We start from the raw sequence: 15889 nt of genomic DNA, 5'->3' as shown, positions 1-15889 counted from the left end.
CTTAATGAAATTTTTTAGACTGTTATTATTATTCGTACTTACAGTTATTGTAACGAGTTGTTTAGCGCAAGATATCTTTGCCCAAAGCAGTGCCGAACTAAAGCGCCGTAAAGAAAAACTTAACGATGAGCTTGAGGAGCTCAACCGAGAATACAATAAGGTAAGAAAAGATAAAAGCGTATCCTTAAAACAGCTTAATATACTTAAGGCTCAAATTAATCTGCGGGAAGATAAGATCAATACCATTAACAAAGAGGTACGTAATCTGGATAGCCAGATATCAGAGAATACCAATACAGTACATACCCTGCAAGGCCAGCTGGATCAGCTAAAAAAAGATTATGCAGGCATGGTGTTGTTTGCCTACCACAACAAAAGCGCTTATAATAAGCTGATGTTTGTGTTTGCCGCTAACGATTTTAATCAGGCTTATAAACGACTAAAATATTTACAACAGTTTGGTAATTACCGCCAGCGCCAGGCCGAATCGATACAAGGCACACAGAAAGATTTGGGTGTTAAGATAAATCAGCTCGATCGTTCTAAAAAAGAAAAACGTACCCTGCTTGAAGACCAGGAGAAAGAAAAGAAAAATCTGGACAGGCAACGGTCAGACCAAGCTGTGGTGGTAAGTAAGTTATCAAAACAACAAGGTTATCTTCAACAACAACAACGCACTAAATCTAAACAGATAAGTTCAATAAACAGACAGATAGCCGTTACCGTTAAGCGTGAAATCGCTGCTGCAAGACGCAAGGCCGAAGAAGAAGCCCGCGAACGCGCGGCAGCCGAACGTGCCCGTGTCGCGGCCGCCGAAAAGGATAATAAGCCTGCGCCGGTTGCAGCTAACAAGCCTAAAGAAATTACCAAAAACTCAAGTAATAGTGATGTATTGAACGCCACACCTGAAGCAGCCCGACTGTCGAACGACTTTTTGGGTAACCGTGGCAGTTTGCCGTGGCCGGTAACCAGCGGCTCAATTTCGCAAGGTTTTGGTATATACTATATCGAGGGTATTAGAACCGAAAATACAGGTATAGATATTCGCACCAGCAGCGGGGCTACGGTACGCGCGGTATTTAACGGCGAGGTAAGTAACGTGGTTAACGTAAGCGGCACGTATCTTGTAGTAATAAGGCACGGCGAGTACTTTACCGCATACTCTAACCTGCGTTCGGCAAGTGTATCACGCGGACAAAAGGTAACTACCAAGCAGGCGGTAGGCGTTGTAGCTACCGATGGCGCTACCGGCGAAACCGAAGTTCACTTTGACCTTTACAAAGGCCAAACACCGGTAAACCCTAAAATATGGCTTGCGCCTGATTAATTAAAAGTTATATAACACACTAATTGTATATATTTGTAAGCTAATTGAATATCATGCACAATTCAGTTTTTTTGTTTTTGAATATTGGTACGGGCGAACTGATGCTGATATTTTTTGTTGCGCTGCTTTTGTTTGGTGGCGAAAAGCTGCCCGGCCTGGCACGCAGCCTGGGCAGGGGCATACGTGATTTTAAGGATGCATCAGAGGATGTAAAGCGCGAGATCAATAAACAGATCAATAGCTTTGACGAGGATAAGCCAAGCAAAACAAAGCAAATAGCCAGCACCGAGGAGCCTGCCGACGAAAGCAAGGCGGCCGAAGAAAATAATACCGCTGCTGAAATAACTGATACTAACAACAACCACGAGCCTGAAAATAACGTAGATACCGAAACAGAGGTTGCTGCCAACAATACTGAGGATAACAGTGCTGATGAGCAGCCCGAAGTTAAAACGCCTGATTTTACCAGGCCGGCAAATACGTTTGAGTACAAAGGTTAATATTTAACAGAATTATTTAATCATACATAAAATTTAAGATCATGGGATTAGGAACACCGGAAATTATTGTAATCGTTGTGGTGGTCTTGTTATTATTTGGGGGTAAAAAAATTCCTGAATTAATGCGAGGTTTAGGCAGAGGTGTTAAAGAGTTTAAAGACGCAAGCAACAACCCGTCTGGCGACAACGTTACAAGCACGCATACCGACGAGCATACTAACACCACCAAAGCAAACTCATAAGGTTTGATTTAATTTCGCCTACCGGGCGACAAAGGGTATTTAAAACTTATCTGTTGATAATTCTACTTTCAACGGATAAGTTTTTTATTTTAGCCCCATGGCTAAATTCTATTCCTCTTTAACTGAAATAAAAAGTAAGTTGAAAAGCGGAGAGGTAACTGTTGAGAAACTGGTTGCCGGTTATCTTTCACAGATAAAAACTTACGCGCACCTCAACGCCTTTAACGAGGTGTTTGCCGATGAGGCTGCCGCGCATGCCAAACAGGTTGATGCACGTATAAAGCAAGGTGTGGCTGGCCGTTTGGCCGGTATGGTTATCGCTATAAAAGATAACATCTGTTACGAAGGCCACAAGGTATCGGCCTCATCAAAAATCCTTTCAAATTTTACTTCTATCTTCTCGTCAACCATAGTAAAGCGTTTGCTTGCTGAGGATGCGGTGATCATTGGCCGTTGCAATTGCGATGAGTTTGCCATGGGCGCCGCTAACGAGAATTCGTACTATGGCCCGGTACGCAACCTGGCCGATGAAAACCGTGTTTCGGGTGGTTCATCGGGTGGTTCGGCAGTGGCTGTGCAGGCCAATATGTGCCACGCCGCCATTGGTACCGATACCGGCGGTTCGGTAAGGCAGCCCGCGTCATTTTGTGGTATGATAGGTTTTAAACCTACTTATGGCCGTATCTCGCGTCATGGTATTATTGCCTATGCTTCATCATTTGATCAGGTAGGACCTATTACCCGTTCGGTTGAGGATGCCGCTCTGCTTTACGAGATAATGGCCGGGGTTGATGAGTACGACAGCACACTATCGCGCAAGGCAGTTGATGCCGCGCCGGTTGTGGCCGATGGTTCAAAAAAACGCATAGCTTATTTGCAGGAGGCTGTATCAAGCCGCGGGGTTGATAACGAGGTTAAAACCGCTATGGTAAACACCATTGATAAACTGCGTGCCGAAGGCCATACGGTTGAACCAATCAGCTTTGAATACCTGGATTATTTAGTGCCTACCTATTATATACTGGCCACGGCCGAAGCATCATCGAATCTGGCACGTTATGATGGGGTACACTATGGCTACCGCAGTCCTGAAGCTACCGATCTGCAATCCACCTATAAAAGATCACGTTCCGAAGGTTTTGGCAAAGAGGTTAAACGCCGTATTATGCTGGGCACCTTTGTACTTAGCGCCGGTTATTATGATGCCTACTACGCCAAGGCGCAAAAGGTACGTAAGCTTATACGCAGCAAAACAGAGGAGATACTTAACCAGTACGATTTTTTATTGGTGCCAACCGCGCCCGAGCCTGCTTTTGAGATAGGCAAGGGGGAAACCGATCCGGTACGTTCATACCTGGCCGATATATTTACAGTACAGGCATCGTTAGCCGGGGTGCCGGCAATATCTTTACCCGTAGGCAATAATAGTAAAGGTTTGCCGTTAGGGTTACAATTGTTAGCCAAACACTTTGCAGAGCAGGATCTATTCAATTTCGCCGAATATTTCCTCAAACTATAAAAAATTAATACTTTAGTAATTTGCGCAACTATGCGCCTTTACTAACCGTATAAAAATCCCTAACGAATGAAGAGATTATTTACGTTTTTTATCTGTTTTTTATCTATCCAGCTTGTTAAAGCAAACAGTATTGACACCGGCAGATACAAACTTTTAAAAGTAGCCCCGGCAGTAGGCTACCACCAGCAAAAAGATACCATTATTGTGCCAATAGCGGCACAGGTAATTCCACCAGCTAGCCAGGAGTTCAGCATATTTAAACGTCGTTTAGATTCTGTACAAAAAGATATACAGCTCGATTATAACGAGTATGTACAAAGCTACATTGATGCCTACACCCGCCGCAAAGGTGGTATGGCTGATGTGATCGGTAAATCACAATATTATTTCCCCATCTACGAAAAAGCCTTTCGTGATATGGGCGTTCCCGAAGAAATTAAATACCTTTCTATAGTAGAGTCAGAGCTTAACCCCAACGCCGTATCGCGTGTGGGCGCTACCGGGCCGTGGCAATTTATGTTCGCTACCGCACGTTTGTACGGCTTATCAATGGATAATTATGTAGATGACCGTAAAGACCCTATACAGGCCAGCTACGCGGCTGCCGGTTATTTGCGTGATGCCTACCAGGAATTTGGCGATTGGCTGCTGGCCATTGCCTCATACAACTGTGGTAAGGGTGCCGTAACCAGGGCTGTTGAAAAAGCCGGCGCTAACGATTTTTGGTCGATACGTGAATACCTGCCTGCCGAAACCCGTGGCTATGTACCCGCGTTCATCGCCATGGCTTATGTAATGAATTATTATAAACACCACAATATAGTACCGCAAGCCTGCAGCTTCTCAATAAAAACTGATACCGTAATGGTAAACAAGTTTGTGCCGCTGCAAGGCATAGCCAAGGTGCTTGATGTGGATATGAAAGAGCTTTGCCTGCTTAACCCGGCCTACAAAAAGCAGATAGTTAATGGTACGGCACAAGCGCCACGCCGATTGGTGATACCGCAGGCCGCTAAAGAAAATTATGCCGCCTTGTATGAGGCCCTGAATGGTTCGGGCTTTAACGCGCCGGTTGCCAGGGTTAGGTACGCCTCAAACACCGGTAATGATGGGGGAGAGGATGCCGATGCCCCAACGGTTAAGGCATCGGTACATAAAATTCGTAACGGCGAAACTTTAGGTGCCATTGCCGATAAATATGGCGTTGAGGTGCAGGACTTAAAAGTGTGGAACAATCTGCGTAACAATAAGGCCGTAATTGGTAAGATACTGCGCCTAACTCCGCCCGAAAAGGCATCAACTGTAAAATCATCACCTAAAAAGATAAAGGAGTTTGTTACCTACAAAGTAAAGCGTGGCGATACGCTCAGCGAAATTGCCGCCAAGTTTGAAGGCTCCTCAGTTGAAAAAATTAAAGAACTTAACGGCTTACGCAAAGGCCGCATACAACCCGGAATGACGCTTAAGATAAGCGGTGTTTAAATATAAAGCTCTCATAATCAATGGGTCGAAATTATAACTTGCGGCGCTCGCTAAAAGTATTGTAATTTTGGCCCATTGACCTTCAATTTGAGATGATGAATAAACCCAACCGTAAACAGGATGCCCTTGATTACCATGCAAAGGGCCGTCCCGGTAAAATACAGGTAGTACCAACCAAGCCTACCAATTCTCAGCGCGATCTTACTATGGCTTACTCGCCCGGCGTTGCCGAGCCTTGCCTGCGCATAGCCGATAATACCGAAGATGTATATAAATATACCGCCAAGGGTAACCTGGTTGCTGTAATTAGTAACGGTACCGCTGTTTTGGGTTTGGGCAACATTGGGCCTGAAGCCAGCAAGCCGGTTATGGAAGGTAAGGGCCTGCTGTTTAAAATATATGCCGATATTGATGTATTCGATCTGGAATTGAACGCTAAGTCGGTTGATGATTTTGTAAATATTGTTAAAGCGCTTGAGCCAACTTTTGGCGGCGTTAACCTCGAAGATATATCAGCCCCAACCTGTTTTGAGATAGAGCGCAGGCTAAAAGCCGAGATGAATATCCCGGTAATGCACGATGATCAGCATGGTACGGCCATTATATCCGGCGCGGCACTGATGAATGCCTGCCAGATACAGGGCAAAAAACTCGATAAGATAAAGATGGTGGTGAACGGCGCTGGTGCCGCGGCTATCTCTTGTTCAAAAATGTATTTGTCGCTGGGTGTTAAAAAAGAAAACCTGGTGATGTTTGACATCAATGGTTTGTTAACACCTGATCGTACCGATCTGGACGATATCCGCCTGGAATTCGCTACCGAGCGCAAGGATATAAAATCACTGGCCGATGCCATGAAGGGTGCCGATGTATTTGTTGGCCTGTCGGCAGGTAATGTGGTAACCCCCGATATGCTGAAAGCGATGGCTAAAAATCCCATCGTATTCGCTATGGCTAACCCCGAGCCTGAGATTAACTATGATATAGCCGTTGCCGCCCGTAAGGATATTATTATGGCCACCGGCCGCAGCGATTTCCCTAACCAGGTGAATAACGTATTGGGTTTCCCATACATCTTCCGTGGTGCGCTGGATGTGCGCGCTACAGCCATTAACGAGGAAATGAAGATAGCCGCCGTACACGCTATTGCCGAAATGGCTAAAAAGCCTGTACCGGAGGAAGTAAACCTGGCCTATAACATTACCAACCTTAAATTTGGTAAGGATTACATTATCCCCAAGCCGATGGATCAGCGCCTTATTACCGAGGTATCTGCCGCGGTGGCTAAAGCCGCTATTGATTCGGGTGTGGCACGCAGTGTAATTACCGATTGGGATGCCTACGGCGAAGAATTACGTAGCCGTTTAGGTGGTACTGATAAATTGCTGCGTAACCTGACCAGCAAGGCCAAGCAAAACTCAAAAAAGGTAGTATTTGCCGAGGCCGATACTTACAAGATATTACGTGCCGCGCAGATAGTTAAGGATGAGGGCATAGCCCAGCCTATTTTGCTTGGTAATATTGATAAGATAAAACAGATCATCCGCGAAAATGACCTTGACCTGGATGATGTGCATATTATTGACCCGCGCGAGGGTAAGTGCGAACGTTTTGAGGAATACGCTCAGTATCTGTATAAAAAACGCCAGCGCCGCGGGGTAACCTTGTTAGAGGCCCGCAAAATGATAACCGACCGTAACTATTACGGGGCCAGTATGGTACAATTCGGTGAGGCCGATGCGCTGATATCAGGCCTGACAAAAAACTACGGTACTACCATAAAGCCTGCCTTACAGATCATCGGTATTGAGGATGGTGTTAACCGTGTTGCGGGTATGTACCTCATGATAACGCCTAAAGGCCCGGTTTTCTTTGGTGATACTACCGTTAATGTTGACCCAACGGTTGAAGAACTGGTAGATATTACTGTACTGATAGAGCGCACCGTTCGCCAGTTTGGTATTGATCCGAGGGTGGCCATGCTGTCATACTCCAACTTTGGATCGAACGATGGTGATGTGCCTGAAAAAAGCCGTCAGGCCGTAAAGATGTTACATCAAAAATATCCGGATATTGTTGTGGATGGCGATGTACAAGCCAATTTTGCCCTGAATGCCGATCTGATGGCGGATAACTTTCCGTTCTCAACACTGAAGGGTAAACCGGCCAATACATTGATATTCCCTAACCTTGAATCGGGCAACATTGCTTATAAGCTGTTGCAGGAGCTGGGTGGAGCCGAGGCTGTTGGCCCTATATTATTAGGTATGAAAAAGCCTGTACACGTGTTACAGTTGGGCAGCTCTGTACGCGAGATAGTGAACATGGTAACCATCGCGGTTATTGATGCGCAGGAAAAAGAAAAAGCGGCCACCAAAACCTTATCAAAACGTAAATAGATGTACGCTTACATTAGTGGTAAACTTACTTTTAAAAACCCCGCGTACGTGGTTGTTGAAACCGGCGGCGTGGGCTATCACATACACATTTCGCTAAACACTTTTTCACAACTACAGGATGAAAGCGTTAAACTTTTTACGTGGCTCCACGTAAAAGAGGACGCCCATACATTGTATGGTTTTGCTGAGGAGGGAGAAAGGCGTTTGTTTCTGCATTTAATTTCTATATCGGGCATCGGGCCAAATACCGCACGCATGATGCTGTCATCCATCACCCCTGATGAGATACAGGCAGCTATTATAAATGGTAATGTTTCACTTATACAGCGCATCAAGGGCATTGGCCCTAAGTCGGCTCAACGTATTATACTTGAGTTGCAGGATAAGCTGCGTAAGGAAGGCCCTGATACACTAACTCAGGCTGTGGTTAATAAAACCGTGAAGGACGAGGCGCTCACCGCCCTTGTAACCCTTGGTTTTGCACGCAACGCGGCTGAGAAGGTGATAGACCTGGAGCTTAAGCGTAACAGTGACGAACTTACGGTTGAGCAGCTGATTAAGTTTGCATTAAAAAGCTTATAAAAATACAGGCAGGCCGGTTTTTGCCGGTTTGCCCTATGTTTTTCTCCCCCTGATAAAGTTAAACCCGCGATAAAATTTGTGGGCAATACTGATTAGCAAGATTTAATAAAAAGTACATAAATTACCCATTATTTAAGCTTTACTTTTTGAAAGGGATTTTTACCGGAAAACTTATTCTTTGCGTTGCTTTGTGCTGCCTTTTGGGCGGACTTGGCGAAGCATTTGCGCAGCAGAACCCGGTAAAAAAAGATACCACCAGGGTAAAGGTTCCTATTAAGTCGCCGCAATCGCGCAGCAAACGCTCGCGCGAGGGCTTTTTTTTGCCCGATCCGCCAAATCTGGAGCGCACCGTGGAGTACGACCCGGAAACCAATCAATATATGTTGATAGAGCGTGTGGGTACCTTAATGCTGCGCCCGCCGCGTTACATCAGCTTTGCTGAGTATTTGCGCTTAACACAAAAGGAATCCATCAGGCAAAACTTCCAGTCGTCGGCAGATCAGTATGCCTTTGATTCGCAGCAGGAGGGTTTTGTGCCGCGCATCAAGGTTCGTGGCCGTACGTTCGAGAAGATATTTGGCAGTAACGATATCTCCATCAAACCGCAAGGTTCGGCAGAGATGATATTGGCCGGGCAGATAAATAAAAATCAAAATCCGCTTTTCAATTCGCGACAGCGCAGCCAGTTCAACTTTAACTTTGATCAGCGTATACAACTAAACGTAACCGGTAATATTGGCGACAGGTTAAAGATCACCACCAATTACAATACCGATGCCCAGTTTCAGTTTGATAACCAATTCAAGCTAGATTATACCGGTCGCGAGGATGACATTATTCAAAAGATAGAGGCAGGTAACGTAAGCATGCCGCTTAATACCTCGTTAATAACAGGTAGCCAGGCCTTGTTTGGTGTTAAAACCAAGTTGCGTTTCGGGCGATTGGATGTTACAAGTATCTTTTCGCAACAACGGTCGCAATCGCGTACCATAACCATCACCAATGGCCAGCAACAAGGCGAATTCAGGGTAACAGCGGCAGACTATGAGGCTAACAAGCACTACTTTTTGGCGCAGTACTTCCGTAATAATTATAATAACGCGTTGCGTAACCTGCCGCTAATCAGCTCAAATATAAACATTACCAAAATTGAGGTTTGGACAACCAACCGTACCAACAACACTACCGACTCGCGCGATATTGTGGCTTTTCTGGATATGGGCGAGAACCAGCCTTACAATACCGGCGTTATACAGGGCGGTACCTCGGCATTACCGGCGGCATTTACGGGGCCGGGCTTTCCCCAGCAATCAAACAACCTGTTAACCCAACTGCCTGCGGCGGCAAGGCAAACCAACTCGAACGCGGTAAACAGTTTATTCGCTGGTAGTGGTAATACCGATAACTATGCTAAGCTAACCTACGCCCGTAAGCTTACCGATAAGGAGTACACCCTGCACTCGCAACTGGGTTATATATCGCTTAACTATCCATTGAATAATGATGAGGTGCTGGCCGTTGCTTTCCAGTACACATATAACGGGCAAACCTTCCAGGTGGGTGAGTTTTCGAGCGATGTATCGGTTGACCCGAATACGCCGCGTGTGCTGTTTGTAAAGTTGCTGAAGAATGAGCTGCTGAAACCGAGGCTGCCATCGTGGGATCTGATGATGAAAAACATCTACTCGCTGGGCGCGTTTCAGATCAGTCCTACTGATTTCAGGCTGCGCGTTGCCCGTTTAAATGATAAAAGCAGTGTTGAAGAATACGTGGCCACCGAAGGGCAAAACCTTAACCAAAAACTTTGGCTCAGCATTACCGGGGTTGATAACCTGAATATTCAAAACGACCGTGAGCCGGATGGCTATTTTGACTTTTTGGAGGGTGTTACCATCGACTCGCAGCAGGGGCGCATCATGTTTCCGCAGTTAGAACCATTTGGTAGCGACCTTGCCGCCAAGCTACTGCCGGCCGAAACGGATATATCCAGCAGGTATGTGTACCAGCCATTGTACGACTCGCTTAAAACCATCGCGCAGCAGTATTTTCCGCAACTTAACCGATATGTGATAAAGGGTACCTATAGTTCGCAAGGCGGATCAGAGTATTTACTGAACGCAACTAATATTCCGCAGGGTTCGGTGGTAGTAACAGCGGGTACAGTGGTGTTAACCGAGGGTACAGATTATACGGTTGACTATAGCGCGGGCCGTTTGCGTATGCTTAACCAGGCTTTACTGTCATCTGGCCAGCCTATCAATATCAAGCTGGAAAATAACGAGCTTTTCGGCGTTCAGCAAAAAACATTGTTCGGTACAAGGTTAGATTACATGGCCAGCGAAAAACTGGCTCTGGGTGCCACCATGATGCACCTTACCGAGCAGCCTATATCACAAAATGAGGCTGTGGGTTCTGAATCGATATCAAACACCATTTGGGGTTTTGATGGTAATTATTCGTCAAAATCGCGCTTTTTAACACGGATGGTTGATAAGATACCATTCATCAATACCAAAGAGGAATCATCATTTAACGTAAGCGGTGAATTCGCGCAATTAGTGCCCGGCAGCCCCGGCGCGCTTACTTATGCGGGCTCAAAAAATGGCACCTCGTACCTTGATGATTTTGAGAACAGCAAATCAGTTATCGATATAAAGAGCTACATCAACTGGCAAATATCGGGCACGCCGCAGCTCTTTGCCGAGTCGGAACTTAATGACGACCTGCGTTACGGTTACAACCGTGCCCGCCTGGCATTTTATAATATCGACCCGATATTTTATAATAGCTCCGGCACACTCAACATAACCCGTGCCGAGCTATCCAACCACTACGTTAGGCAGGTGCTGGAAACCGAGGTGTTCCCGTACCGTCAATCGGTAACCGGGCAGCCCTTGCTGTTGCCAACCTTTAACCTGGCGTTTTACCCTAATTTACGTGGTCAGTATAATTACGCCACCACCGGCATCAATAATGATGGTACGCTGCAAAACCCGCGCTCGCGCTGGGGCGGTATTTTCCGCAAGCTGGAAACTAACGATTTTGAATCACTCAACGTAGGTTATATCGAATTTTGGATGCTCGATCCGTTCATCTACAAACCTAACTCAAGCGGGGGCGATTTGTACTTTAACCTGGGTAGCATATCCGAAGATATATTAAAGGATGGCCGTAAGAGTTTAGAGAACGGTTTACCTGTTGATAACGATTTTACTAAGGTTGATGAAACCTCATGGGGCCGTGTAACCAGGCTGCAACCGGTAATCAACGCCTTTGATACCGACCCTGCCGCGCGTGCCCGTCAGGATGTGGGTTTGGATGGTATGAACGATGGCGACGAGCGTAATAAATTCTCAACCGTGGTGCAGCAGGTTAACGGTCAGCTTAACCCAACGGCGGCCACCCAATTCTCTGCCGACCCATCATCAGATAACTTTCAATACTACCAGGGGCCCGAGCTGAACCAGGCGTCGGTGCCTATTATGGACCGTTATATCAAATTCAACGGTACCGAGGGTAACTCTAAAACCACCGAGCAATCGCAAAGCGAACTGGGTGTAAGCACATCAGCATCAACACCGCTGCCCGATGGGGAGGACATTAACCGGGATAACAACATGAGCCAAACGGATGAGTATTTCCAGTACCGGGTATCTATCCGCCCGGCGGATATGCTGGTTGGCCAGAATTTTATTACCGATAGGGTAACATCGCAAGTAAGGCTTGCCGATGGCAGTACGCAAAACGTGAACTGGTACCAGTTCAGGATACCGATAAACGAGTATGAGCAGGCGGTAGGTAATATTCAGGATTTTAAGGCCATCCGCTTTATGCGTATGTTCATGACCAATTTTGCCGATACCGCGGTGATGCGTTTCGCTACCCTGCAACTGGTTCGTGGCGAGTGGCGTGCCTTTAACCGCGAAAATAACCCGCTGAATATTATTGCCGACCCAAGCATCACCAACCCAACGCTTGATAACAGGATAGTTGACGTGCAGGCCGTAAACCTGGAGGAGAACGGTAACCGTACACCTATACCATACGTGGTGCCACCGGGCATTAACCGCCAGCGTAACTACAATAACTTAAAAACCAATACGCTGCTTAACGAACAATCATTATCCCTGCATGTTGATCAGTTGAGGGATGGTTACTCAAAAGCCGCCTTTAAAACATTTTATAACGATCTGCGCTCGTACAAAAGGTTACAGGCCTTTGTGCATGCCGAGGGCGATCAGTTAAATGATAATGATATCAGCGCGTTTATTCGTTTAGGGGTTGATTACCAGGATAACTATTACGAATACGAGGTGCCGCTAAAGATCACGCTGCCCGGCACACGCGATCCCGGTTCGATATGGCCTGAACAAAACCAGATTGACCTGGAACTGGCCTTGTTAACCCGTGCCAAGCTGGCCCGTAACAATGCAGGTGTGCCCCTTAACTCGATATATACTTATGTTGAGAACGGCAAAAAGGTATTAATAAAAGGTCAGCCCGATCTGAGCCGTTTGCGCACCATTATGCTGGGTATTCGCAATCCGCTTAAAACAAATGATAACGACGATGGCCTGCCCAAAACTGCTACCTTATGGTATGATGAGTTGCGTCTTACGGACTTTGACCAACGTGGGGGATGGGCTGCAGCGGTACGCTTTAACGCCAAGCTGGCCGATTTTGCCGATGTAACCGTATCGGGCAGTAAAAGCACCGTTGGCTTTGGCGCGTTGGATTCCCGCGTGAGCGAACGCAGCCGCAGCGATAACCAATTGCTGGATGTTGCCGCTAATGCCGAGCTGGGCAAGTTCTTCCCGAACAAGAGCGGTATACGCATACCGGCCTACATCAACGTATCTACCCAAAAAGGTACACCACAGTTTGACCCTGCCCTGGGTGATGTTGAACTGAAAGACAGGCTGGCCGCCGCCAAAAGCGAACAGCAGCGCGATTCGATACGTAAGGTATCTGAAGATTATACCGTGCGCAAAAGCTTCAACTTTACCAACGTACATAAGGCACGAACAGATCCATCGGCACCGGTACGTATTTGGGATGTAGAGAACCTTAGCGTGAGCTATGCCTACACCGAGTATCAGCACCATGATTACGTTACCGAGCTCGATCTGCAAAAAACTTACCGGTTCGGGCTGGCATATAATTACAGCAATCAGCCTAAATATTACGCGCCGTTTGAGAAGCGCATTAAGAACAACCTGCTGGCCTTGTTCCGCGATATTAATTTTAGTTTGCTGCCATCAAGGTTGAACTTCAGTATCAATTTCGACAGGTTCTATTCAGAAAATACCCTGCGCCTGAATAATGATCCTCTGAACGCTATCGCCATACCATCAAGCACTATACCTACAACATTTAACAAGAACTTTAACATTACCCGTGTGTATGGTATCGGCTGGAATATATCCAAATCATTACAGATGGATATTGATGCCACTAACCTCTCGGTAGTAGATGAACCCGCCGGGCGTATCAATGGTTTAAAGCGTGATACCCTGTGGGAGAATCTGAAAAGCCTGGGGCGTACCACCAATTACAGCCACACGCTAAACTTTAACTATACCACACCAATAAACAAAATACCGGGCCTGAATTGGACATCGGCCATATTGCGTTACAGCACGCACTTTAACTGGCAATCGCAACCGGAGTTTTCCCTGCGCGACCCGCAATTGCAGGTAGGTAACAGCATACAGAACGCGCGCACCATTCAGCTTAACCCGACGCTGAATTTTGTGAGCTTGTACAACAAGTTCCCGTTCATCCGCAGGGCTAATAACCCGAACAATAAGGGAAGTTTTTGGGTTGGGTTACTCACCAGTTTAAAAAACCTGAGCGGTACCCTTACACGAACGGAGGGTACGTTTTTGCCGGGCTATATGCCTATTACCGATGTATTCGGGCAGGATCTGGGTTACGGGGCGCCGGGGCTGGCCTTTGTGCTGGGTAGTCAGGCAGATATAAGGGCCAAAGCGGTTGCCAATGGCTGGCTCTCTACCGATTCGTTGCAGAATCAGCTCTACGTTAAAACCTTTAATGAGGATATCAGGCTGAAAGGTACTATTGAACCGATAAAGGATCTGCGTATCGAACTGATCGCCTTCCGCACCAAGGATCGTAACTTCCAGACTAATTATAAATTCCAGCAAACATCAGGTCAGTTTGAGGAGCTGAGTCCGGTAACTACGGGTAGCTATAGCGTGTCGTTCCTGTCGCTGGCTACGGCGTTTAAGGGCACCAGTGGCATTGATAATTTGTCGAGCGTGTTTCAGCAATTCCTGCAAAACCGTTCGGTAGTATCGCAGCGTTTGGGTAGGGGCAACCCTAACTCGGCAGGTGTTACTGATGGTTATGCCGATGGCTACGGGCCAAACTCGCAGGATGTATTGGTTACCTCGTTTTTGGCGGCGTATACAGGCAAGAACGCGGCAAGCTATAACCTAAACCCATTCCCATCTGTGCCGATACCTAACTGGCAGATAAATTACAGCGGATTAAGCCGTATGCCGCTGCTTTCGGATTTCTTCGACTCGTTCGACCTGCGACATGGCTATCGTTCATCATACAACGTAAATGGCTATACCACGCTGCTGCAATACCAGGAGCAGAATGGCGCGGTGAACTCCAGGGATGTTGATGCCGACTTTTTGCCTTATTACCAGTTTTCACAGGTTACCATATTTGAGCAATTCGTACCGCTGGTAGGTATGGATATCCGCTTTAAAAATAGCATGACGGCCAACTTTGAATACCGCAAGAGCCGTACGCTTAGCCTGAGTTTGCTGAACAGCCAGTTAGCGCAATTGAATGAGAACATTGTGGTGCTGGGCTTTGGCTATCGTACTACTAAGTTCAAATTCCCGTTCGGTTTGTTCGGTAACTCGCGCAATAATAACGATGTGAACTTTAAGCTGGATGTTGCCCTGCGCGATAATAAAACATTGATCTATCGTGCCGATGTTCAATCTGCCGAAATATCATCGGGCGCGCAAAACATTACCCTGCGCCCGGCAATTGACTACGTGATCAACCAGCGCTTTAACCTCAATATCTTTTACGATTCAAATATTACACGCCCTTATACTTCGCAAAGCTTTAATACATCGTTCACCAATTTTGGTATTAACCTGAAGCTGTTGCTGCAATAGCATCAGGTTAAATTTAAATACTACCGAACACAGTAGCCCTTGTTTTGTTATCACCAAAACACACCTATGGAGGCTACCCGCAAATTCATTCCCGAACAAACCGAAGGCGAACATAACGATATTGTTGAGTTTACCGGATTAAGCTCGCCTATTGAGGCGCATAAGCACTTTATGCTGATTAAAAACCGGCTTAAGGATGTGGGTAACTGGCATCAGTTTGTAGGGCAGGCAGGTTCAACCTTCGCCATTACCGATGCGCAAGGGAATGTGGCCTACAAGATAGCCGAGAAAGGCGACATATTTTATGTGGATATGCCTGGCCCTGGTCCGGCCGGTGGTGATGGGTACGATTGGGTGCGTATTGAAGAAGTGCACGAACTGGAAGATGAAACCGGTGATGCCGAATATTATGTAATGACCGTTAGGCCGATAGCCAATCCGCATAGCCAGGCAGAGGTAGCGCACTTTTTCGGGCATGGCTCAACCAATACTTTTATTGTGGAGCGCAACGGCAACAAACTAAGCGCCGAGGTGCATGGCCGTAACGAAAAGCCAAATACCGATGGTAACTTGTTAGATAAGGCTCGTAATTACATTGTAGGGCTAACGGCCCGTCACGGCCTGTCAGCCCCACATTGGCAGGTGTTTGCCGGTAATTTATTGAAGGCGTAG

General features: G+C 46.6%; 9 protein-coding genes. All 9 read left to right on the top strand.

Annotation, left to right across the window (positions count from 1 at the left end):
* Window positions 1-4 precede the first annotated feature (4 nt).
* The 9 genes from IM792_RS12775 (at window position 5) to IM792_RS12735 (ending at window position 15889) form a co-directional block, all read left to right on the top strand.
* Complete coding sequence (locus IM792_RS12775; protein ID WP_194102262.1) at window positions 5-1327, top strand: peptidoglycan DD-metalloendopeptidase family protein; 1323 nt, start codon at window positions 5-7, stop codon at window positions 1325-1327.
* A gap of 53 nt (window positions 1328-1380) precedes the next feature.
* Window positions 1381-1827, top strand: a complete 447-nt coding sequence (locus tag IM792_RS12770; protein ID WP_194102261.1) for a twin-arginine translocase TatA/TatE family subunit — start codon at window positions 1381-1383, stop codon at window positions 1825-1827.
* A gap of 41 nt (window positions 1828-1868) precedes the next feature.
* Window positions 1869-2069: a twin-arginine translocase TatA/TatE family subunit gene (locus IM792_RS12765; protein ID WP_194102260.1), complete on the top strand. Its 201-nt coding sequence runs from the start codon at window positions 1869-1871 to the stop codon at window positions 2067-2069.
* A 97-nt stretch (window positions 2070-2166) separates the two neighbouring features.
* On the top strand, window positions 2167-3588 hold the full coding sequence (gatA, locus tag IM792_RS12760) for an Asp-tRNA(Asn)/Glu-tRNA(Gln) amidotransferase subunit GatA (RefSeq protein WP_194102259.1): 1422 nt from the start codon (window positions 2167-2169) through the stop codon (window positions 3586-3588).
* Window positions 3589-3654: 66 nt separating this feature from the next.
* Window positions 3655-5070, top strand: a complete 1416-nt coding sequence (locus tag IM792_RS12755; protein ID WP_194102258.1) for a lytic transglycosylase domain-containing protein — start codon at window positions 3655-3657, stop codon at window positions 5068-5070.
* 95 nt (window positions 5071-5165) lie between these two features.
* A complete protein-coding gene (locus tag IM792_RS12750) occupies window positions 5166-7469 on the top strand; it encodes an NADP-dependent malic enzyme (RefSeq protein ID WP_194102451.1) in 2304 nt (767 codons plus the stop codon).
* Complete coding sequence (gene ruvA, locus IM792_RS12745) at window positions 7470-8051, top strand: Holliday junction branch migration protein RuvA (protein ID WP_194102257.1); 582 nt, start codon at window positions 7470-7472, stop codon at window positions 8049-8051.
* Between the two features lie 146 nt (window positions 8052-8197).
* Window positions 8198-15217 (top strand): cell surface protein SprA, encoded by a 7020-nt coding sequence (sprA, locus tag IM792_RS12740; protein ID WP_194102256.1) that lies wholly within the window; start codon window positions 8198-8200, stop codon window positions 15215-15217.
* Between the two features lie 66 nt (window positions 15218-15283).
* Entirely contained in the window at window positions 15284-15889 is a 606-nt protein-coding gene (locus IM792_RS12735; protein ID WP_194102255.1) for a hypothetical protein, read from the top strand.

It is taken from the genome of Mucilaginibacter sp. JRF, assembly GCF_015223065.1.
GTDB lineage: Bacteria > Bacteroidota > Bacteroidia > Sphingobacteriales > Sphingobacteriaceae > Mucilaginibacter.
Note: the sequence above shows the minus strand (reverse complement) of the source record. Positions and strands in the feature narration are given on the sequence as shown.